This window comes from Mastigocoleus testarum BC008 (assembly GCF_001456025.1).
Classification (GTDB): Bacteria; Cyanobacteriota; Cyanobacteriia; order Cyanobacteriales; family Nostocaceae; genus Mastigocoleus; species Mastigocoleus testarum.
Map to the genome: position 1 here is coordinate 47,889 of NZ_LMTZ01000066.1, position 22,132 is coordinate 70,020.

Annotated in this window: 22 protein-coding genes; 12 read left to right on the forward strand and 10 right to left on the reverse strand. The window is 36.5% G+C overall.

What is annotated here, in order from left to right; all coding sequences use genetic code 11:
• The first annotated feature begins 112 nt into the window (after positions 1-112).
• The gene (locus tag BC008_RS10975; protein ID WP_027842670.1) at positions 113-1,225 is read left to right on the forward strand and encodes a hybrid sensor histidine kinase/response regulator; all 1,113 of its coding nucleotides are present in this window, start codon (positions 113-115) and stop codon (positions 1,223-1,225) included.
• Positions 1,226-1,385: 160 nt separating this feature from the next.
• Here BC008_RS10975 and BC008_RS10980 read toward each other — a convergent pair whose 3' ends face one another.
• The 5 genes from BC008_RS10980 to BC008_RS10995 form a co-directional block, all read right to left on the reverse strand.
• Positions 1,386-1,640, reverse strand: a complete 255-nt coding sequence (locus tag BC008_RS10980) for a hypothetical protein (RefSeq protein WP_027842669.1) — start codon at positions 1,638-1,640, stop codon at positions 1,386-1,388.
• Positions 1,641-1,682: 42 nt separating this feature from the next.
• Positions 1,683-1,949, reverse strand: a complete 267-nt coding sequence (locus tag BC008_RS10985) for a hypothetical protein (protein ID WP_027842668.1) — start codon at positions 1,947-1,949, stop codon at positions 1,683-1,685.
• Positions 1,950-2,004: 55 nt separating this feature from the next.
• Positions 2,005-2,409 (reverse strand): hypothetical protein, encoded by a 405-nt coding sequence (locus BC008_RS10990; RefSeq protein ID WP_058183532.1) that lies wholly within the window; start codon positions 2,407-2,409, stop codon positions 2,005-2,007.
• Positions 2,410-2,741: 332 nt separating this feature from the next.
• Positions 2,742-2,864, reverse strand: coding sequence for a hypothetical protein (locus BC008_RS52065; RefSeq protein WP_268768216.1), 123 nt, complete (start codon positions 2,862-2,864; stop codon positions 2,742-2,744).
• A 31-nt stretch (positions 2,865-2,895) separates the two neighbouring features.
• Entirely contained in the window at positions 2,896-3,243 is a 348-nt protein-coding gene (locus tag BC008_RS10995) for a hypothetical protein (RefSeq protein ID WP_058183533.1), read from the reverse strand.
• Positions 3,244-4,522: 1,279 nt separating this feature from the next.
• Here BC008_RS10995 and BC008_RS49425 point away from each other — a divergent pair.
• Positions 4,523-4,678 carry a hypothetical protein gene (locus BC008_RS49425; protein WP_161938104.1) on the forward strand — a complete coding sequence of 52 codons (156 nt, stop codon included), beginning with the start codon at positions 4,523-4,525 and terminating at the stop codon, positions 4,676-4,678.
• 102 nt (positions 4,679-4,780) lie between these two features.
• Here BC008_RS49425 and BC008_RS11000 read toward each other — a convergent pair whose 3' ends face one another.
• The gene (locus BC008_RS11000; RefSeq protein ID WP_027842667.1) at positions 4,781-6,838 is read right to left on the reverse strand and encodes an elongation factor G; all 2,058 of its coding nucleotides are present in this window, start codon (positions 6,836-6,838) and stop codon (positions 4,781-4,783) included.
• A 333-nt stretch (positions 6,839-7,171) separates the two neighbouring features.
• On the opposite strand from BC008_RS11000, the gene BC008_RS11005 reads away from it, so the two are divergent.
• Both BC008_RS11005 and BC008_RS11010 read left to right on the forward strand, forming a co-directional pair.
• Entirely contained in the window at positions 7,172-8,203 is a 1,032-nt protein-coding gene (locus BC008_RS11005; RefSeq protein WP_027842666.1) for a tetratricopeptide repeat protein, read from the forward strand.
• Positions 8,204-8,344: 141 nt separating this feature from the next.
• The gene (locus tag BC008_RS11010; RefSeq protein WP_027842665.1) at positions 8,345-8,884 is read left to right on the forward strand and encodes a phosphate-starvation-inducible PsiE family protein; all 540 of its coding nucleotides are present in this window, start codon (positions 8,345-8,347) and stop codon (positions 8,882-8,884) included.
• Between the two features lie 673 nt (positions 8,885-9,557).
• Here the strand turns inward: BC008_RS11010 and BC008_RS48205 are convergent.
• Positions 9,558-10,118 carry an HAD family hydrolase gene (locus BC008_RS48205; protein WP_058183534.1) on the reverse strand — a complete coding sequence of 187 codons (561 nt, stop codon included), beginning with the start codon at positions 10,116-10,118 and terminating at the stop codon, positions 9,558-9,560.
• 284 nt (positions 10,119-10,402) lie between these two features.
• Here BC008_RS48205 and BC008_RS11020 point away from each other — a divergent pair, with 284 nt between their 5' ends.
• Positions 10,403-10,687 carry a DUF427 domain-containing protein gene (locus tag BC008_RS11020; protein WP_027846277.1) on the forward strand — a complete coding sequence of 95 codons (285 nt, stop codon included), beginning with the start codon at positions 10,403-10,405 and terminating at the stop codon, positions 10,685-10,687.
• A gap of 835 nt (positions 10,688-11,522) precedes the next feature.
• A complete protein-coding gene (locus BC008_RS11025) occupies positions 11,523-12,230 on the forward strand; it encodes a tetratricopeptide repeat protein (RefSeq protein ID WP_027846276.1) in 708 nt (235 codons plus the stop codon).
• Here the strand turns inward: BC008_RS11025 and BC008_RS11030 are convergent.
• Entirely contained in the window at positions 12,201-12,668 is a 468-nt protein-coding gene (locus tag BC008_RS11030; RefSeq protein ID WP_058183535.1) for a MarR family winged helix-turn-helix transcriptional regulator, read from the reverse strand. The two genes, BC008_RS11025 and BC008_RS11030, sit on opposite strands and share 30 nt — an antisense overlap.
• Before the next feature lie 27 nt (positions 12,669-12,695).
• A complete protein-coding gene (locus tag BC008_RS11035; protein ID WP_027846275.1) occupies positions 12,696-14,489 on the reverse strand; it encodes an ArnT family glycosyltransferase in 1,794 nt (597 codons plus the stop codon).
• Between the two features lie 323 nt (positions 14,490-14,812).
• Here BC008_RS11035 and BC008_RS11040 point away from each other — a divergent pair, with 323 nt between their 5' ends.
• From BC008_RS11040 to BC008_RS11065, 6 genes are all read left to right on the forward strand, one after another.
• Positions 14,813-15,460, forward strand: a complete 648-nt coding sequence (locus BC008_RS11040; protein ID WP_027846274.1) for a class I SAM-dependent methyltransferase — start codon at positions 14,813-14,815, stop codon at positions 15,458-15,460.
• A gap of 372 nt (positions 15,461-15,832) precedes the next feature.
• Positions 15,833-16,351, forward strand: a complete 519-nt coding sequence (locus BC008_RS11045) for a hypothetical protein (protein WP_027843481.1) — start codon at positions 15,833-15,835, stop codon at positions 16,349-16,351.
• 54 nt (positions 16,352-16,405) lie between these two features.
• A complete protein-coding gene (locus tag BC008_RS11050; RefSeq protein WP_027843482.1) occupies positions 16,406-17,293 on the forward strand; it encodes a hypothetical protein in 888 nt (295 codons plus the stop codon).
• 905 nt (positions 17,294-18,198) lie between these two features.
• Positions 18,199-18,978 carry an RNA polymerase sigma factor SigF gene (locus BC008_RS11055; protein WP_027843483.1) on the forward strand — a complete coding sequence of 260 codons (780 nt, stop codon included), beginning with the start codon at positions 18,199-18,201 and terminating at the stop codon, positions 18,976-18,978.
• 331 nt (positions 18,979-19,309) lie between these two features.
• On the forward strand, positions 19,310-20,200 hold the full coding sequence (locus BC008_RS11060) for a hypothetical protein (protein WP_027843484.1): 891 nt from the start codon (positions 19,310-19,312) through the stop codon (positions 20,198-20,200).
• A gap of 11 nt (positions 20,201-20,211) precedes the next feature.
• On the forward strand, positions 20,212-20,460 hold the full coding sequence (locus BC008_RS11065; RefSeq protein ID WP_058183536.1) for a hypothetical protein: 249 nt from the start codon (positions 20,212-20,214) through the stop codon (positions 20,458-20,460).
• A 59-nt stretch (positions 20,461-20,519) separates the two neighbouring features.
• On the opposite strand, the gene BC008_RS11070 is transcribed toward BC008_RS11065, so the two are convergent.
• Positions 20,520-22,112, reverse strand: a complete 1,593-nt coding sequence (locus tag BC008_RS11070; protein WP_036265550.1) for a glycosyltransferase family 39 protein — start codon at positions 22,110-22,112, stop codon at positions 20,520-20,522.
• Between the last annotated feature and the right edge of the window lie 20 nt (positions 22,113-22,132).

Genomic DNA, 22,132 nt, shown 5'->3' on the forward strand with positions numbered 1-22,132 from the left:
TGTACCTAAATCTTATATAAAAGTTTTGTTCATATATTTTTTATAGGTTTTGTCCGTAAATACTATTTAAAAATACAAGTTAAATACTTTTAGTAATTCAGGATTATAACTCATGGAAAAACCATCTATTTTAGTTATTGACGATGAACCTGATAATTTTGATGTTATCGAAACCCTCTTGAGTGTCAGTATTGATAATGACAAAGCCTCTTTGATAAGTAATCAAGGCTACGATCTAAATTATGCTGCCAGCGGACAAGAAGCGATTGCATCTTTAGACACATTCCAGCCCGATCTGATTTTATTGGATGTAATGATGCCAGGTATGGATGGTATTGAAGTTTGCCAAAGAATAAAAACGATGTCTAAATGGCAAGCAACTCCCATAATTATGGTTACTGCTCTGACTGCTAAAGCAGACTTAGCTCACTGCTTAAAATCGGGTGCAGATGACTTCATTAGTAAACCAGTAAATCCTCTTGAACTACGTGCTAGAGTTCAGTCCATGTTAAGGATTAAACAACAGCATGACGAACTGCAAAACTTACTTAAATTTCGAGAAGATATGGCGAACATGATGGTCCACGATCTACGAAGTCCGCTTACTTCTATTTTATTTGGTTTGGAACTTCTCAAAAATCCACTATATCCTCAGGAACAACATAAGTATCAAATAAATCAAATTCATTCTTCGGCGCGAGCATTGCAAGCATTAATTGATGATTTGCTCAAAGTTGCTCTGTTAGAATCGGGTAAAATTTGTTTAAAGCGTAAAAAAGTTAATATCTATAATCTCGTACAGTCTGCTATTTCAAATTTTAAAGCGATCGCATCTCAAAAAAATCAGTTACTAGTTAGTCAATTGCTAGATAAATCTAATCAGGAAGTCTCTGTTGATTTTGCTATGATGCATCGAACATTAGATAATCTTCTATCAAATGCTATTAAGTTTTCTCCACACAACAGCAAAATTGTAGTGAATGTGGAATTCCCTAATTCTAACAATTGCAGAATTCAGGTTATTGACTCTGGACCAGGTGTTCCTGATGGTTTATCCCAAAAGATTTTTGATAAATATGAGGTCGGTAATTTAATGTCAGGTGTTTCTCAAATAGGATTGGGTTTAGCCTTTTGTAAAATGGTTGTTGAAGCCCATGGAGGTAATATTTGTGTAAAAAACAATCAACCACAAGGAGCTATTTTTGAAATTAGTTTAGCGGCATAGTAGCATTGACTACCATATAAATGGATTAACTTGATATTGATTAAACCTGCTAACGTGTTTATGCTTAACTCATTAACAGGTTTATGGGATGAGTTTTTTAATTTTAGAGTTGTCTGATGCACTAGAAATTTATTTGAGAATTTTCGTCTTCTGGATTAGCTTAACCAATTGCTTTAAGCTCAGATACAACAAATACGTATCTCTTACCAGTTTCAACTCCCTCTACTAATTTGAAACTACCAACAACAGAAACATTTGCATCTTCATTAAATTTATCTTCTAGATTGTTTGTTTTCAGATCTAGTTCGATAGTCGATTCTAAGCCATATCCTGTTGTCTCTCCACCTATTGCGAACAATCTGACTAGGTTTCCTGATAATTTCACTTCTTCTGCAGACATTTTAAATTTTCCCATTTTCTTAGTCTCCTTTTATGTGAATATTTCTAAGGGTATTCATTAAACACTTAAGCGTCTTGGTCCGGGCTCAAACAGATTAGCAACTTTAAAAGATGCTGCACCAATTTCCTTGAGAGAGAAAACAATATCAACGCTGTGTGGAACAACTCGACAAAAATCGGGTTTCACACGGACGAAGGTAACGATTGGAGGAGATGATTCTTGGAGTTGGATTTTGAAGTCGCTTTTGTCGGTGCAACCAGTACTAGTCACTGTAATAGTTGCAGTAGTGTCGGTGAGAACAAGTCCATGTAGAGTTTCAGTCATTTGATTTTCTCCTTAGTAAAAAAGATAGAGCCTGTTGTTGAAAAAAATCCTGGTATCAGGATTCGACTTTTTGAGCAGTTCCATAAAGAAAGATTGATTGATACTGCTGTAGTTGTCCTGTGGTGTTAGTAGGAATAAAACCTGGACGCTGAGATAGGATTGCCAAGGTTGTAATACTACTTGTCAAAGATTTTTCGGGTAAGTTAATCGTTGGTAGTAATAGGGTCAAACTTTCAAAACCTTCATCTGCTAAATTACTTTTTAGTGTGACTGTAACACTCTGACCGAGGTTAGTCTCCTCGCTTCGAATCTCCTCTCCTTTGAAGGAAAGAGTTTTATCGTTTTGAGAATAGGTTAATAGTGGGACTCCAGCAATACTAGTTGCAGAATAGCTGATTTTTGTATTGTAGCCAGTCAGTTCAAAGAGGTTGGGTTGTAAGATATTGTTTTGCTGATTCATGACGGTTCTCCGTCGTTAACGGAGTTTAGAGTATATTTAGCAACACATTTAGCACCTGTAGCGCAGATACAGCGTATTCTTTTTCACGCTGTCTCTATCGGATAGTTTGATTTTTTGTTTGTCCAGTTTAGAAACGAATCGAGAAAAACTAGGGAAGTTAAGAAAGTTAAAAGTTAAGAAAATGGAAATCTTATAGCGCTACGCGCAAGTAAAAAGTAAAAAGTCAGTCTAAGGCTATCACCTCGCTCCGCTAACGTAGCGTGTCCGTAGGACATAAGCCTAATACGTATGGATTTTAGGGTTAATATATGTCCTAACGTAACTTCGTAGTGCTATGCTGCCATAATTTCTGTTCGATAAATAATCCCCACACCACAGATAAATAAAAAGGTTTGGTAAAAAGGTTCACCAAACCAATATTGTTGATATTGCGGCCAAATGCTTGGGTCACTCATTCATAGTTGTTGGTAGTTTGAACTTAGGCAGTTAAGATCGAGAACGGTGTTGGTCTGTCGGTTCTAACTGCTCAAATTTTTTGTTGATTTCCAACTCTTGAGCGCTACAAATAGCTTCTAAATCTATTACTCGTTCCTGTATTGTTCGAAACTTATTGGTTAATTCGTCAATTTCTCCTTTCTGCCGACTTCCACTACGCCAAGCTACTACCGTAGATATGCTAGCCCCTAAAATAACAAATATTGGCAGTATGATAGCGTCGTCTGTCATGTCTATCATCGGAATGCAAACAGCCATCATTGCTGTTGCACAGCCCCAAATAATAGCAACGGTAGCAATTAAGGCGCTATTTCCTCCTGATTGACGTTTCAGATTCATGATGTAAATTATTTTTGTTTTATTTATTATTGTAAAAATTTTATCTGAGACTTACGTCAAGGGGTCAATAACTTTTTTCTCTGATTTACTGTCCTTTGAATCTATTACAGTATTTCATAATGTCGCAGCTTGAAAAATTTGCTCGACAGTTAAATGGCGAATTCTTCAAATGTTAGTGTTTTAGGTAATGTTTGGGTCATGGGTAAGAGTGTTTTTTAATAATTCTAGAATCTTTCATAGCTGGAAACTTATAATATTGGGCTGAAATTTACAATTCCAGGTGGGATAAAGGTTATCAGAATTAACTTGTGTTTTGGCTTTTGTTAAAGATGTTGGTAGTGACAAGCTTTACTCATGAGGGCTTGGGTAAATACATGACAAGTAAAAATTAAATTGCCCAAGCTCCTCCAATTATGCATCATCCATTAGCTCGTCAGTACCAGCTATCGCTTCAGGAAAGGAATTATTCCTTCTAAATTCCTTCATCTATTCCTATCTGATATGTGTGATATATTTATACTGGCAGCATTTTTGCTTTGCCAAAAATATCGAGGAGCAAACTCTCAGGATTGATTGAATTTCATCAACCCTAATTTTTGCTATTCAAATGAAAATGTCCGGTTTCCCGGACTAATCAACGTAAAAAAAATTGAAACTAAAAATGAAGCGAGATAAATTAATTATTCTCTTGCTGGTTATTGCTTTGTCCCCTATTGGCATTGCTCTTATTAATCCCAGCACGAATACTAGGTTATTGAAAATAGAAATCTTGAAACTTGTAAATGTCTACTATGAAGAAGGAGTGTGAAAATAAACATTTAAGGAGGAGTTTAACTTTAAACACTTTTTATCACAACTGTGTATCTGGTGGATGTCCACCACGCAACTTCATTAGACTATATAAGTATAGTCCAATGTATTAACAATCGTCAACAAATATACCTTGCATATGTTCAATAAGGTTAGGTTAGGTAATGCCCACATTGTTGGAGAATAAGGATTTTAGCTCTTATTTCTCTCAATAATTTTGTTATGAAATTTTGAAGTTGTGGCAACCATTTGTGCTTATAAATAATAGCAATGACGAAAATTGAATGATTCTGATAACTTGCAGCAATGTCATTTAGCCCAAATTTCCACCTTGAAATAAATTTCCAGGCTCATAGACTAAGTACGTTAAAACGCACTAAAACCCTTGCATAGTCTGATTTATCAGACTTTATTTATTAGCCTGGGATTTTAATCCAAGGCGGTTATTGAGAATGCTACAAGATATCGCATGATTTGGACTTTAAGGATAAAAGTTCCTCAAGCGGCTATTGGGGCGCTTCTAGCTTATGCAATGGGTGCTGGTACTGTTTACGCTGTAAGCAACAATTCCCAGAGACAAGAATCATTGCAAAGTCAAAAAATTGAGCAGATTATCTGTACTTAGGGAGAATCCCACGGCTGACAACCGTGGGAAGCATCAATCAAATCAGCAATGTGAATTGAATTCGTAATCTCAAATTAATCCAAATCTTTTCGTAATCTCAGATTACTTCCCATTACCATTACTATTACCGTTACCATCACCATTCATCGCCAAAACTCGGTCAGCTAACTTGTCAGGAACCTCTTGTAAATGGTCGTATTCCCAACTGAAAGAACCAACACCTAAAGTTTGCGATCGCAACTCGACGATAAAGTCTTGCATTTCGGCTTTGGGTAAATAAGCAGTAATGCTATCCCAACCTTGCCAATTTCCTACAGCTTCGTAACCCAAGATTTGTCCCCGTCTTCCACTTAATAGTTGGAGAACTTTTGAGGTAAATTCACTGGGAGTATTTACTTTAACTTGCAGAACCGGTTCAAGGAGGGTTGGCTTACATTTCGGCATTCCGGTTTGCATCGCGGCTCGCGCAGCTTGTTTAAATGCTTGTTCGGAACTATCTACACTGTGGTAAGAACCATTGGTGAGAGTTACCGCAACATCAACAACAGGAAAACCTAAAGGTCCATTGCTCAGGAATTCCCGTACACCTGTTTCCACTCCGGGAATATATTGTTTGGGAACTACACCACCAACGATAGTTTGTTTAAAATTAAAACCTTCGCCACGGGGGAGAGGTTTGATATCTAAATAGACATCGCCAAACTGTCCGTGACCGCCACTTTGGTGTTTGTAGCGACCGTGAATAGAATCAACGGGTTTGCGGATCGTTTCTTTGTAAGCAACTTGGGGCATATGTGTAGACATCGGTAAGTTATACTTACGCCGCAAACGGTCTAACGCAACTTGCAAATGAATTTCGCCCTGTCCCCAAAGAATAACTTCGTGGGTGTCGCCATGTTGTTCCCAAGCTAAAGATGGATCTTCTTCTAATAATTTACCGATCGCACTACTGAGTTTAACTTCATCTTTACGATGTTCGGGAGCGATCGCCAAAGCGTAAACAGGTCTAAGAGATTCAGCCTTGGGTAGTTCTTTTACAGATTCTTTATCAATAGATAGAGTATCGCCAGTGTAGATATTATCCAAGCGACTCAGAGCAACAATTTCTCCCGCTTCAGCTTTTCTGAGTAGCTTTTGTTGTTGTCCAGTGAGGCGATAAATTCCGCCAGCCCGAACGCCATTTAAAACCATCCCATCAGTTAAAGTTCCTCGCCAAACTCTAACTAAAGAAATTTTTCCACCTTGGGGAGTGTAGTAAGTTTTTAATACTTGGGCTATGGGAGTATTAACATTTTGCCCAAGTTGGCGACGTTGCGCAGTAGTTTCAGGTTCTGGGGCTTCTTGGATCAACGCTTCCAGTAGCGGGCGTACCCCATAATCCTGTTCTGCAACCCCGAAGAAAACCGGTACAACTAGATCTGCTCCTAATTCTAGTTTTAAGTCTTTAAGGATTTCCTCTTGGGGTGGTTCAATATCTTCTAAAAGTTTTTCAAGTAAATGGTCATCAAAATCTGCTAAGGCTTCTAACATATCTTCCCTAGCAGCGCGTTCTTCTGCTTTAAGTTCTTCCGGTAACGGGATCTGTTGTGCAGGTGCGCCGGAATGATATAAATACGCTTGTTCACTAACTAAATCTATAAAACCAGTCAGCGCCTCACCTTGCATAATTGGGTATTGATGGGGAACAAGGGGACGACTAGAAACTGTTTTGAGGGCGTTTAATACTTCAATAACATGATTATTTGCCCGATCCATTTTATTTACGAAGATAATATGGGGAATTTCCCAATCATCTAAGAATTTAAATAGGGGGGCTAAAGTCAGAACTCGGTCATTAGCGGGCTCGCAAACAACTATTGCAGCGTCAACTCCTATTAAAGCATTGTAGGTTTCTTGGGCAAACTCTACATTTCCCGGACAGTCAATAAAGGTAAAATTAGTGTCTTCATACTTGGTGCTAGCAGCGCTTACTTCTACGCTCATATTGCGAGCACGTGCTTCTGTGGAGCTATCTCCTACTGTATTACCTTCTTTACAGCTGCCTTTGCGGGAAATTGCTCCTGTAACAAATAGCAAACTTTCCAACAAGGTGGTTTTGCCACTTAAATAGGGACCGACAATTGCTACGTTACGCGAACCCGATTTGACTTTTTCTTGCATAAAACCTCCTTGGCGCATCACGCACAAACATTGGTTTTACCCCATCTATAATTTCAGGGATAAAATACTTTTGTTTGAGAACGATCTCGCTGTCATTTCTGAGATTATCTCGCTTTAATCTGAGATTATCTTGTTTTTTATCATTGCAGGTCAAAATCGTATTTTCTTGTAAGATTTACTGCAATCCCGGTTAAGTATTACAAATATTTTTATATAAAAATGAAGTTAGGGAATATTTTCGGCTGTATCAAAATCTAAGTATAGATAAATCAAAATTAAACTAAAACAAAACACACACCAAACTAAAACAATAACTATTGAGTCTAAACAACTATGCGATTACTACTTCATAAATATGAGTTTTATACTCGCTCTAGTTTTATCTTGTTCGGTGGTTTAATATCATTGGCAGCAGCTTTATATCCTAGTACTGCAATTTCTGCTTCTTTGCTGCAAACCTCAAATCTTAATCGCAATGCTGTTATCAAACCAAAAAATTTAGAAATATTAGAAATATCATTAGAAACAAGAAAAAAAATCGAGAAGCAAATCATAGCACAATATGTTGGAAGAAGTGCAGAAGATTTTCTCAACGAAGGGTTACAATTAATCCAAACACAACAGGTTCCACAAGCTATTCAGGCTTTTCGTAAAGCAACAGAACTCAACCCAGATTTAGCCCCAGCCCAATACAACTTAGGATTAGCATTGCGACAGTCAGGACAATTACAACCTGCAGCTACAGCCTTTTACAATGCGATCCAAGCAGATCCAAAATTTACTCTAGCCTATGCTAATTTGGGAGGAGCTTTATTGGAAGGAGGAAATTTTACTCAAGCAAATAGTTTCTTACAAAAGGCATTAGAACTAAATCCCAAAGAAGGTATTGCTCACTACAACTTAGGATTGTTATACAAACAACAAAGGGATTGTAAGCGTGCTATTTCAGCTTTTAGAAAGGCAATGAAGTATAGTAAAAAAGCTCCGGAGCCTGCATATCATACCGGTTTATGTTATCTACAACAGGGCAGAAAAAAAAGGGCAAGAAATTATTTCCGTCGGGCAATTAAAATCAATCCTCAGTATGCAGAAGCCCACTACAGTATGGGAAGTATGCTGTTTGACCAAGGTAAATTAGAAGATGCTTTAAAAGCATTTAGAAAATCGGCGGAAGCTAATAATAATTATGCTGATGCTTATTACGGAGCGGGGATGGTATTTATACGATTAAACCAATACCCCCAAGCTGCACAAGTGTTGCGATACGCAAGAGATTTATATGCAACGAACGGAAATAATCAATGGGCTCAGCGAGCAGGACAATTACTGGAACAAATACAAACTAATAACTCTCAACGCCGCTAATGGGTAATTATAATACTGTGAAAATCAAATAGATCGCGGCAAAATAAAGACATAATTAAATGTTTTGATTAGGGATATGGAGGAGGCTGGTGTGTTTCTTGATTTCATACAATGCATTTCCTTTTGTAACTGGTACCCTTCATGAAAAAGCGCAAGAAAAGTCGATTCATGTTTTGCGATCGCTGGATTGACAGAAATTGGATTGTTGGTAGTATGGAAACCTTTCAGGATTTAATTGTGATGGTTTTATGCGGCAGCATGTTTGCCGTGATGCTATTGCAATTGTGGGGGATTTTTCGTGCTTTATCCCAACCTCTTAATTACAAACAGGTGACGGCTCAAATCCTATTTATTCTGATTTTGGTGGAATTATTCCGACTACTTGTAGTTTATTTGCAAGAACACAGTATCGCGGTGGGGGTAGCAGTAGAAATTGCAATAGTTTCTTTGCTTAGGGAAGTTGTTGTACATGGAGCACTGGATATATCTTGGGTTCAAGCGTTATCAATCTCCGGTTTATTGTTTGTCTTGGGTGCATTACTCGTGGTATGTGCCAAAATACCACATATGGACTGTATGAGTGCTCAAACTAGGTTTTGTCCTTCTTTCCCACCGGAATCTGGTTCATCCCAACACAGAAATTCAGAATTACAGAAATCCAATCGCGAAGCTCTTAGGTAACAAAATAGAGTTTCGTTAAATGTGGGGGAAATTTTCCCCACTTTTTTGTCGAGTTATCAGTTATCAGTTATCAGTTATCAGTTAATGCGCTTGTAAACTTATACCAATTCAATAAATCATTGCAACAGATTACTCCGTAGAGACGCGTTAGCTGCTAACGCACACGCAATACTTACGGTAGACTTTGCTAGGCGCTAACGTTTATGGCTAACAAGTTTAACCAATAAATTACTCATTACTCATTACTCATTACTCATCACTCATTACTCATTACTCATTACTCATTACTTGTTACTCATTACTCATTACTTGTTACTCATTACTCATTACTCATTACTCATTACTTGTTACTCATTACTTGTTACTCATTACTCATTACTCATTACTCATTACTTGTTACTCATTACTCATTACTCATTACTTGTTACTCATTACTCATTACTCATTACTCATTACTTGTTACTCATTACTCATTACTCATTACTCATTACTTGTTACTCATTACTTGTTACTCATTACTCATTACTCATTACTCATTACTTGTTACTCATTACTCATTACTCATTACTTGTTACTCATTACTCATTACTCATTACTCATTACTTGTTACTCATTACTCATTACTCATTACTCATTACTTGTTACTCATTACTTGTTACTCATTACTCATTACTCACAAAAACCTTTGGATCCAATTTTTTGTGTGCACAAATTCTATTTGAGCATTTCTTGCTGCACCTTCATCTTCCGGATAATTACCTATCATCCAAGATAAATCTAAGTCGACATCATAATCTAAAGATGCCAAAAATATCATTCCTGCTCCTGGTTTGCGGAATGCGTATTTTTCTTGCAAATGTAACTCACTTGCTTTTAAATACTTAGAAATTTTGACTGCTCCTTGACGAGTTACCCGCCAGCAGTTAATTCCTTCGGAGTGAGAGCAAAAATAAATTGCACGTAATTGTGATAGTAAAGATAAAACATGCTGCATCTTTGCAATTATGTGATCGAGATGCTTGAAAGGTTCGTCAGTATCTAGATCCATTGATTCCCAATCTGCTTGATTACTAATTCCTATCATTAACCAGGACGGTTCTTGGTTTTGGTAATAATTAAGCGCAATTTCTACACCTGGTAAAACTTTTACGTCTTGAGGATGTTCCTTCAAAGAATCACTAGCAATATTTGTTGTCAGCGTTTCATTGATATTGAAAAAAATAGCTCTTTTCATGTATTTACCTCACCAGTTTAATTTGTAACCGCAGTCATAAAAGTTTGAAAACTACCATTGAATTTACTTATCGATTGATCTAGTAATTGCTTATATATTTGTTGGGAATTTATTTATTGAGTTATTAATTTATTGACTTATTGATTTCTTATTGACTGATTTCAAATTATTTCTAGGCGCATATAGGTAAATTATTTACTGAGTGCGGATAATTATTTGCTATGAAAATAGTCACCTTAAGATTGATAATGTTTTATGTACCCAATTACTAAATAAACAAATTCATGGCAAAAGCAATTTGGAATGACACGGTTCTAGCACAAAGTAATGACACTATAGTTATCGATGGTAATCATTACTTTCCCCCTGATTCAGTTAATAAGCAGTATTTAAAAGAAAGTAATAAACATACTATTTGTCCTTGGAAAGGTACTGCTAACTATTACGATATAGAAGTTAACGAGCAAATAAATAGAGATGCTGCTTGGTTTTATCCCAACGCTAAGGAAAAAGCAAAACATTTTGAAAACTATGTTGCATTTTGGCGTGGTGTAAAGGTTGAAGCTTAACAAGCTGGCATAAATGGGAACATTTATGTATTGTTTATATCTTTGTAGAAAGATTCAGTTGTTTTGATGCTGGTGTTGCTGACAGATGTTCCCACAAAGTACTGATGCTAGTACCTATCAAAGTTATTTTCAAGTCAATTAAAATATTGAAAATTCCTAAGCAGCCAGCATTTATTTTCTTCAATTCTTACAATTGAAACTCATAATACAATCCTGATAAAGATATACACCTGAGGGATATATTACTGAACTTGGTAAATGCACAGATACAAAAATATAATTTTTGAAAAAGAGCTAAGGATTTCTTTCTACTTCGGAAATTTAGATTTATAACCTGGGATTCAGAATTTCATATTCAAAAAGTGTGACGAAGAATCTAGCTTTAATTATTTGGATTAACCAGCTAAATATTCGTAGTTGGTTTTTAATCATTTGATGCTTTACGTCTACTCAAAAATTCAAACACAACTCTAAAAAGTATCTAACGCTGCCAGCTTACTAGATGCACTCAGAGAAATCCAGTCTCTTTACGAACAATATAAAGAGATATTTTCAAATAATTGAAATTTTGTCGCCTAGGACACTTACAGTAACAAATTTAATCACTTCGTGCAACTTCCCTTGGTATTTTTAAGAAGATTAAATAACTGTTACAGAAAACAATAAGGTATAGTATTAGACTAGACAAATCGAGTGAGAAGTCATAGCAATAATTAAGTCATGTTTGGGAATCAAATAAATTGAGGCTTGTTATTGACCAGCAAACTTCAAAGCAAACTTTAAGTAGACAAACCTTAAATGAAATAAATACAAATCTACTAGAGAACTCTAGTTTATGAAGTTTTTGATTGGGCGAAAATTTTTACTTGGTGCAATTATTGTTAGTGCTTTGCTTGGGAGTATTACACCAGTATCAGCAGCAAATTCTGCAGTTGAGTATCGACAGTTAGGATTGTCATATCGACAACAAAGACGCTATTCCCAAGCAATTGCAGCGATGCAAAAATCAGTAGAACTCGAACCAGAAAATGTCATGGGACGAGTTAATTTGGGTTGGACACAACATTTAGCGGGGAAACAACAAGATGCAGCAATTTCTCTGTGGAAAGCAATTTTTCTGCAACCACTATTTGTTCCCGCTTACAATGCATTAGGAATTGTATACCTAGTTGATGGTAATTTACCTTTATCAGTTACAGTTCATACTTGGGCTGCAATTCTCAAGCCAAATAATGAAATTGCGTATTTCAACTTAAGTTTAGCGTTACACAGACTCAAAATTTATCCTTTAGCTATTGCTGCTGGCAATCGAGCTACTATCCTGGAACCAGATAATCCCCATCCCTTAGTTGCGAGTGCAATTTCTTACTGGGATAGTGGCGATCGCATTTTTGCACACAAAGCTTATCATCAAGCAATAAAATTGGATTCCAGATACAAAAAAACTACATTTCTGAGTTACTTGAAACAAGCAGCATTTACGCCAGAACAAATTCAAGTCACAAAGGAAATATTAAGACAAATTAGCGATCGCCAAATTTAAAAATTGAGAAAATACTTCCTGCTGTTCGTGGGAAATCCCATACATAGCTTCTTCTCGCAATTCTACAGCCAGTTGTGGCAGTACGCTCTGTAACTCTTTTCCTGCATCTGTGAGAAAAATACGCCATACCCGGCGATCGCGAGAATCTCTTTTACGAAAGATTAGATCGCGTTCTTCCATTCTATCGAGTACGCCGGTTAAAGTTGCTCCTACTTGTTTAAGTTTTTCACCAATACTAGAAGTAGATAAACCATCTTCTTCCCACAAACAACATAAAACAATCCAGTGAAAAGGAGTTAAACCATATGGTTCTAGTCGTTCGGAGAATCTACGAGCAAGGAGTTGAGAAAGCAGCTTAACTCGGTAACTTAAACTATATGGAGCTCGAATTTCCTGCCAAGATTCCAAGGGTTCTAGTTTATCTGATTGGGAAGCCATTAGGTGAATTAATACACTTAAAGATAATTATTTGTCTTTTGGCAAAACTTGAACTAATTTATACTTTTTTATACTGCCAATCACACGAAAATCCTGAGAGAAGTTATTTATTTGTTTTGCTTTGATCCATGTGTAGCTATAATCTTCTAATTCGGCAGTAGTTGTAACCTGACGACCTGGAAATGGTGTATAAAAGTTTATTAGTACTCCAGTTTTGCCCCCGACCTGTAAAAAGTTAACTGAATTATTTGCTAAAACCTGAGCGATTGATGGTTGCTGAATAAAATTTTTGAAATCGGTGTTGTAGTCTCCTAATAAACCGATACTACCAGCAACAGCTAATGTTAACCAAACAGGAACTAGCCAAGCAGCTAACCAGTAATTAGCCGAGAATAACTTTTTACCATAGTAATAACGACCAATCCATACCAAGGGTAAAATTAACCAACCAGTTCCCAATATTAATGTCAGAGTTGCATATTTACGAATATCTCCATTAATCCAAATGAAAACTACAATACTGGCTAAGAATAATATTCCTCCTAAAATACCAAAAATATAACTCAGAGCTTGAGGCAAAATTTTTATCAGCTGATACCCTTTAGAAGAGTACTTTTTAGAACCTAAAGTTTTGGTATTTAAAGTTTGAGCATCTAAGGCTGGAATATCTAAAAGCGCTAATGGAAAACGAGATTGTTGATTTTTCCTACTAATATTATTTGGCTTAAATTGATTATTTTTGTTTTTATTATTTTTCAGTTTTTCATTTATTTTTAAGTTATAAATTTCAATTAATTTGCTTAATCCTACTGCTGCAAGCAAGGCAATAAATGGATAAATTGAAAGACTATAATGAGATAATCTTGTAGAAAATAGAGTTAGTTCGCTAAGTATGACGATTGGAGTTCCAACCAATATCAATTTATAGTCTTTGACTGGCGATTTTATTACTAAAAATGAACCAAAAATAGCGAATAAACTCCAGGGGAAAGACTTAATTGGAACGTTCCACAAATAATATCCAATTCCATTTCCATAACGTTCTGTGGAACTCAGACGTGCTGCAAAATTAAATAATTCCTGCCAACTTTGTTCGCCATAATGTAACCAGCTTAAATATACCCAAATTAATGTTGGAATCAATCCAACAATAGCCCCTAGATATATTGTGGGGTTTTTTAAATGCTTGTGGCGATGATTCTCAATAATTAAATAGGGAAATAAAGCACTGAAGGGAACCAAAATCATAAAGCTTCTGAGTAAGAAGCCTAAAGTTAAACATAAACCAAAAACTGAACCCCAAATATAACTAATTTTTGATTTTTCTTCCGCTTGAAGTAAGGCAAAAATCGCCAGTAAAACCAAGAAAATATAAGGTATATCAGGCGTTCCTAATCGACAATATTGCAACCATAGGAATTCTACAGATAAAATTACTCCTGCCAACCAAGCAATTTTTGGGCTGAGCAGAATTTTACCGATTTCATATATTAGTAAAATGCTGATGACTCCCAAAATAATACTCGGTAAACGAGCACTAACTTCACTTATACCAAACAAGCGAAAAGCACTTGCAACTAACCAATAGTAACCAGGAGTTTTATGGTGAGGATTGTCCCAGGGATTTATCCAGTCCCCAGAGTCTACCATTCGGCGCGATCGCACAGCATAAAGTCCCTCATCATGAGCCATTAAACTCTGTTGCTCGGAGTTGAATAGTAAAAGTGGGAGAACCCAAAACAATAAACTTAAATAAGGAAATCCTCTCCATTTCCAGAGAAATTGGTAAATATTTTGGATAGAACTGATTAGCGAAACCATTAACTTCAAATCACCTGAAACTTTTGAGAATAATTTGTAAAGTTATATGACGTATATTTAAAATATATAAAGCATTCGACTACATACAAAATGTCGCTTGCTTCGTTAATAGCTTTTTACAACTTCTTATTCGCAAATAACAAGGGCTTTGATGTAAAAAGCAAAGATGTTGATAAACCAGAGTACTTTTCTCGAGCATTTATTAAACAAGTGAGCGTTAAATGTTAACAATTTTAGTAATTTGACTTTTAAAAGCTTTGAACTTTGAGTTGTGAACTTTGAGTTGTGAACTTTGAATTTTGAACTGTGGACACTGAGATTATATGCTGCTAAGACCAAATCAACGTACCAAATTAGACGATACAGACGATAAATTATTTTATGACTATCCGCGCTTTGTCACCCATGTAGACGAAGGCTTCATCAAACAATTAACAGACTTATACTCTCAGCGCCTAAAATCAAATACTCGAATATTTGACATGATGAGCAGTTGGGTATCCCATCTTCCTCCAGAAATGGAATTTGCTCATATTGAAGGACATGGACTCAATGCTGAAGAATTAGCACGGAACCGATGCTTAGATAATTACTTCGTGCAAAATTTGAATGAAAATCCCAAATTACCCTTAAAAGACCAGGAATTTGACGCTGTCCTCAACTGTGTATCCGTGCAATATTTACAATACCCAGAAGCTGTATTTTCGGAAATATATCGGATTCTTAAACCAGGAGGAACCGCAATCATCAGTTTTTCTAATCGGATGTTCTTTCAAAAAGCAATTCAAGTGTGGCGAGAAAATTCCGAAGCAACAAGGGTAGAGTTAGTTAAGCGTTACTTCAAATCTGTAGAAGGATTTAGTTCTCCAGAGGTAATTATTCGCCGAGCGAGTGTACCTAATTTATTCCAATGGTTGAATACAGGTGGTGGCGATCCGTTCTACGCTGTAATAGCCCAGCGAGATTTTTAATATTACAGAATTTGGGAGACAGAAGTTTAGAAGTAATGAGTAGTGAGTAGTGAGTAGTGAGTAGTGAGTAGTGAATTTTATACTTGAATTTCTGCTTATTGCTTGTGAGTTAGTTACTTGCAATCTTCTGTAAGCGATCAGTAATTAAAAGTTAATACTTGAGTGAGTCATATCACTACCCATTACCCATTACCCATTACCCATTACCCATTACCAATTACCAATTACCCATTACTTAAACGAGAAAATTACAGTATTTAACACTTAATCAATCAATTAATTAATAAAATATAAATTTTACGTCTCTTTTCCTCGTAAAGTGTTCGCTATTGGCTGAAAATACAATTATTCAAGGTATAGGAAGTAAAAAATATGCTTGTTAAGCGTGGAAAACAAATACTAGCTGCATTACTAATTTCCTTGTTGTTACTGACAACAACAACAGCTTGTGCGACTAAAGCACCAGGGCGTTTTGACCAAGTACAGCAGGAAAGCAGTCGTCAAAGAAGTGGTCAAGCAGTTGCAAGAGATGCAACTCAAGGTAGTGAGTTTAATAAATTCTTTCCTAAAGCTGCAGATGGATATCAACGGGTATATACCCAAGAGAAAAAAGGTTTTGCTCAAGCTAAATTGAAGAGAGACGGTAAAGATGTGGCGCTGTTATCAATTTCCGATACTAGTAGCAATCCTGCAGCTGCAACAAAGTATTCCAATAGCGATAAAACAATTATCGGATATCCCGCCGTTCTAACTGGTAATACTAGAACATCAATACTGGTTGATAACAGATATCAGGTAGCAGTAATTTCTAGAGACCCCTCATTTACGGCTAGCGATCGTGAAGATTGGATCGAAAGATTTAATCTTAGGGGACTAGCACAACTCAATTAAGTGCTGTCCGATATATTTTAATCAAGCCAACCATAAAGTAATCAGGAGACTACTGTGAGTAAACCAATTTTTGAATTGGTAGATGAACTACCAACAGGCGGCTTGACCGTTTCCATGCTTAATTCCCTAGATTTCGCTATGCCGGGGAAGTGGGAAAATGTAGTTGGCTTTGTCAACACTATTAAGCATATTACCGGAGAAACAGACGAAAGTTTAATTCAAGCAATTGGCGAACGGGCTATATATCTTTATAATGATCGTTCTCAAGGTTATCAGCGGGCTATGTGGCTTTACCAAACCGTTGACAGCACCGATAAAATGTTGGGTACGGCAGCTTTAGCAAATAAAGTTGGGGAAAAAATACCACTCCTAGGTTTTTTAAATCGAATTACACCCAAACCTGATAAGGCTCAAACTATCGATCTTTCCTTGAAACTGGTGGCTGAATTATTAGCTTTTTGCCAGATTAACGGTATCCCCGGCGATAGCATCGGCGATTTTGTTGGTTCCTTGGGTGAATATAGTGGCGAGTCTTTAATGCGGATGGTCGCACTAGTTTGTGTGGATGGTTTGATTCCTCTCGGTCCAGACTTCATTAAACAAACCCAATCTTTTCTCAGTCGTACATCTCCCCAAGAATTAGAGGAAAATAAAACCTTTGATAATCTTAGGGAAGCAATTCCAGGTAAAACCGCTGAGGGTAAACTTAATTTTATTGGTTCAAGCTTTGATTCTGTCAAAGGTTGGATGTCTGGTTTAGTATCGTCTCAGGATTTAACTACTGACAAAGTTGCTAATAGGATCCAGAATTTTGTTGATGTGGCTGACAGTAAATTAGACTATCTTGCTGCATTCTTAGATTTGAGTACCAATTACTATGAGCACACGGGAACTCAAACCCTCGCCAGACGTTTAATCGAACGTGCATTTGCGGAAATTTAAATTATTCAGCCATTTTCGAGCGACTCACTTTCTTGTAATTACTGGTAATGGGTAATGGTTAATATAAAATTTCGAGTAAATTTTTGAGCTGCAGTTACTAACCTAAATTTTCACCCCAGACCATCGAGTAAATAGAGTGTCGAATATATATATAAAGCATGTAAGAGTGTTATTCAATGGCACTCTTATTTTTTTGGGTGCTTTCTATTTTAATTTGTCTTTAGCTAAGGGCTTTTCTAAGCTATATATTTACTACGCTAAGCTTTAAGTGTTTATATCAGCTACAAAGACTAATTTTCAACAAAAATTCTCCAAAAAATTGATTGATTCTGAAAAATTTTGACGAAATTTATCATTTTTTTGGATTATGTCTAAATATTCAACAAATAACTGCCCGATTTAAATTAAGTACTATTTCGGTTTGAGATTGGGTAAGAAATTTAATATCTTGGCGTTATGTCTTTTGAAATCCTTGGCTTTTAAGCCATCACTAATTAAATAAACTAGAAAATTTTAATAAATCAATCGCCAATCTCAATCCGGGTTTATTCTCAAAGTACGGGTCATGATAGACAAGTGATTTTTCGTGTAAAGTTTTCAGCATAAGATTTTCAAAGTCATGAGATTTTCCGCACAAAACTTTTAGCACAAAATTTGTAACTTGTCGCCATAGATATTTTGATTGGTAAAGGTAGCGTCTTAGTCTGACACACTATAACGTTGGCGAATTTAAGCTTGTATCTTTATGTACGTGATATGAGCAAGTTTCGTGTACCTTTTTTCATTCCTTAAAAAATGAATGAGCATCACTCAACTAATATACAACCCGTTCGCCAATAGAAATGAAACCGAATGTATGGTGATTATTCATTCAAATAATTGTGTGAGCAAGATATAAGGTGCCCATGCCTACCACCATAGTTAATAACGAACTTAAGCACGAAATTTGGCAATTTTTGCGGGAATATCAGCGAAATCCTTCTGCCGAGATTCGTAACAAATTAGTGCAACTTAACTTTGGATTAGTGAGAAAAGAAGCTCACTATTGGATAAATCAATGCCAAGAAAACTACGATGATTTAATTCAAGTAGGCTCCTTGGGTTTAATTCGGGCGATTGAAAAATTTGAGATTTCCAAGGGTCATGCATTCAGTTCTTTTGCAATTCCCTATATTCGCGGTGAAATCCAACACTATCTGCGAGACAAGGGTGTTACTGTTAGAATTCCTCGACGTTGGTTAGCACTACAACAACAAGGTATAAAAGTTTCTCGTTCATTACGAGAACAATATAACCGCCAACCAACTGACTCTGAAGTCGCAGCAGCATTAGAAATTTCCATATCTGAATGGCAAGAAATTCAATTAGCTTGGGCTAACCGCGCGCCTCTAAGTTTAGATGTACCAGTGCAAGATGGAGATGATAGTTCTGCTTGCTTGGGAGAGTTAGTTCCTGATCGCCAATACCACAGTTTCCAGTTAGCGCAAGAGGACCGAATTCGTCTACAACAGTCGTTGGTACAACTAGAAAAACGTACTAGAGAAATCTTGGAGTTTGTTTTCTTTCAAGATTTAACTCAAAAACAAGTCGCAGAGCATCTTGGTATTAGTGTAGTTACTGTTTCTCGTCGTGTCAAAAAAGGATTGGAGTCTCTGAAAACAATAATGATTGGAACCGATGATTAGTTATGAAATAAAGTATCCAGGCTAAACTTAGAAAGGAATTTTGATAGACTCTACTCTCATTCATAACCTTTGAGGTGGGGTCTCAATCATTGGTAAGATAGGAAATTTATTAAAGATATCCTGATTTGGATTTGGATGGATATTCTTTCCCAAACATCTCAAAATTATCATTAAGGGATAGGGAATAATCAGCCAGTATTTTAACTGATTGTAAAAGTCTTATTTGCAACTTTTGACTGCCAGAAAATTAGGTTATAACAGTGACAGGTTTTGCTTTTAATACAAATCTGACTGACAAACCTATTAACAATAAGGCTTTTGAGAACAGCTAATGGGCAAAAATTTAACAATCTTAGTTGCAACTATCCTGGCTTTGGCGATCGCTGGATGCTCTTCCGGAAGTGAAGAAGCTAATAATTCAAATGAAGGTGAGGAACAAGCTCAAAAAACGGAACAACAACCGTTTAATAATCCTGTTGTAGCTCCTAAAAAAAATACTCCTGATTTACCGACTGTAATTACAAGAACGCCAAATTTAATTAGTTCTACTGATAGCACCGAAAGGGCAAATATTGTTGCAAAGGGACGAAAAGACCCATTCGCAAGAATTATATCCCCCATAATTCCTACTGCGCCAAAAGAGACTGATGAAGTAATTGTTGCGCAAGGACAACAAAAACAGCAAAAACCGGTACCGAGCTTACCACCACTTAGACCAAAGAGAAGTCGGGTTATATCTGCTTCTACCGGACCGAATTTAAAACAAAAATTATCCACAAAGATTGCGAACAGGAATTCAAAATCAAAACAAGCAACAAAGATAGCTACCACAAAGGTACCAAAACCAGTTTCCGTAGTACCAAAAACTTTACCAGCAGTTCTTCCTCAACCCGACCTTACTTCTGTGTTACCACCCCCACCTCAACCCGAATTAGCAAGAGCGGTGGAAGTTACAGGAGTTGTTTTAGTTGGTGGTAGAGCACAAGCTATTATCAAGGTTCCTTCTGAGCCAACTAGTAGATATGTGAGTTCCGGTGCTAGACTTTCCAATGGAGTATTTGTGAAGCGCATCGAAGTTAATGAGGGTTCCGATCCAGTGGTTATTCTGGAACAATATGGTATTGAAGTAGCCAAAATGGTTGGAGAAAAGAGTACATCTCAAAGTATCGAAGCTTCCCTAAATGTCCCGTCTCCATCCCAAATTGCTACCGGTTCTACCTAAAAATTTCTATTATGTCGACAATTAAAGAGAAAATAGAATTTCCTGATTTACCCTTAGCTGTATATCGGGAAGTCGCCGCACATTTACGTCAAGTAGATGGAGTGAAAATCGATTTAATTCCTCAAACTTCCACCGAGTTTGATTACAACCAAAGTCAAATTGCTGGTTTATGGCTCGAGCATGACGAAAATCTCGATCCACAAAGTCGGCTATTAGTAGACAAAATTTTGGCTTATTATCGAAATCGCCATAGTTGTTAAAACCAAAAAATAGGTAAACAAGATTATTCATTTTTGGAAAGTCCCTAAGACTTTCCCTCTTACCTAATTAGTTTCCATAAGGGTGCATTATGAGGATTTTTTACCATCTCTACTTTGGCATTATGTTGTTGTTCGAGGATTCGTTGAAAATCTTCTCTCGGATAATGTAAGAATATGTCGCTAAAACCATCAGCTATTTTTTGAACTTTTGGATCGGTTATCGACTGGAACTTAACTTTTGGTTCTAGTAAATAGCTAAGAGATATTATATTACCAGCTTTAAAGTCAGAAGTCTCGCTGACTAAAAGTGGTGAATTTGCTTGATTGATTATTTTGGCTATGTAATGGTTGTGATAGCTAACTTTCTTATTCCACCAAGTTTCAGATTGAGAGCTTACTGTACAAGAAATAACTGCACCAGAAATTAGGACAAGCATTATTCCTCGCCATACCTGCTGTCTTAATATATTTACAGCAGAAATTTTAGTAGCAAATAAGTAAGCTACTGCTAATTGAATACCTATGTAAACAGGTACAAAATAACGACTTTCAGCTGAACGAATCCCCCCAAAAATTAAATCTGGTGCAATTAGAAACAAAGGCGTAATTCCAATCAGTGCCAAAATAAATAACCAAACCTGTTGGGTAGTATTGCGATACAGAAAATAAATGCTATATCCTACCAAGAACAACAAAAGTGGTGGCACTAAATAAGTAAATGGATGTTCAATATCCAGACCAAAATCCAGGAAGATACAACTTAAGTGCAGACCCCAAATTTTGAACAAAAATAATATCGGTGTTTTTATTGTTGTCCAATGTGTTTGTTGCTTGACTCTAGTGAAGTTAACAATAATAACTAAAAACCAAGGGATGAAAGCTATAACTCCTACAAGAGATGCAAGCAGATAAGCTGTAAAAGTCCTAGTAATCCTGTACCCTTCAGTTGCAAATACATAGACACCATGTCCAATAGCAACAAATGCAGAAAATAGAAAAGTGTAGAAGCTTAGCACCAAACTGACTGCATACATACTCCAAGACAAAATCGGCAATTTTGTGTCTTGATTTTTTGTTTGACGTATAGCTCGCAGTAGTGCAGCACTTGATAGCAAAATGGTAACTGTCCAGAGACTGTACTCACGTGCTTCTTGGGCGTAGAGAACATGAAAAGGAGAGACAGTGAAAATTGCAACAGCAACCCACCCCACCAGTGAAGACTCGAATAATTCCAGGCTAAGCCAATAGATGCTAGGAAAAACTAGTAGGCTTAGAGCAGCAGATAAGCTTCTAGTCACAGTAACAGAACTACCAAAGAACTGCATCCAAAATCTCACCATTAGGTAATAAAGTGGTGGATGTTCGGGATGTTTTATCAAAGCATCAATCGTGTCATTTAAGTTTTTCTCAGGACTAAGGCGTTGATACTTCTGTAAATCTGCTATGCTAATAACATTACCATTGAATACTTGTTCGCCCACTTCTTTGCCTGTGTAACCAGAACTCCGCATTGAGGTGTAAACTTCATCGTGCCAGTAGACTTTGCGATCTAAATTGACGAAACGAAAAAAAATTCCTAACACTAGTAAGGAAATTATGAGAATAAGTAATTTTCTTTGAGGAAGCGGCCTAGAAATATTAAGCTTAGTCACAGAATTAAACGTCCTTGTCA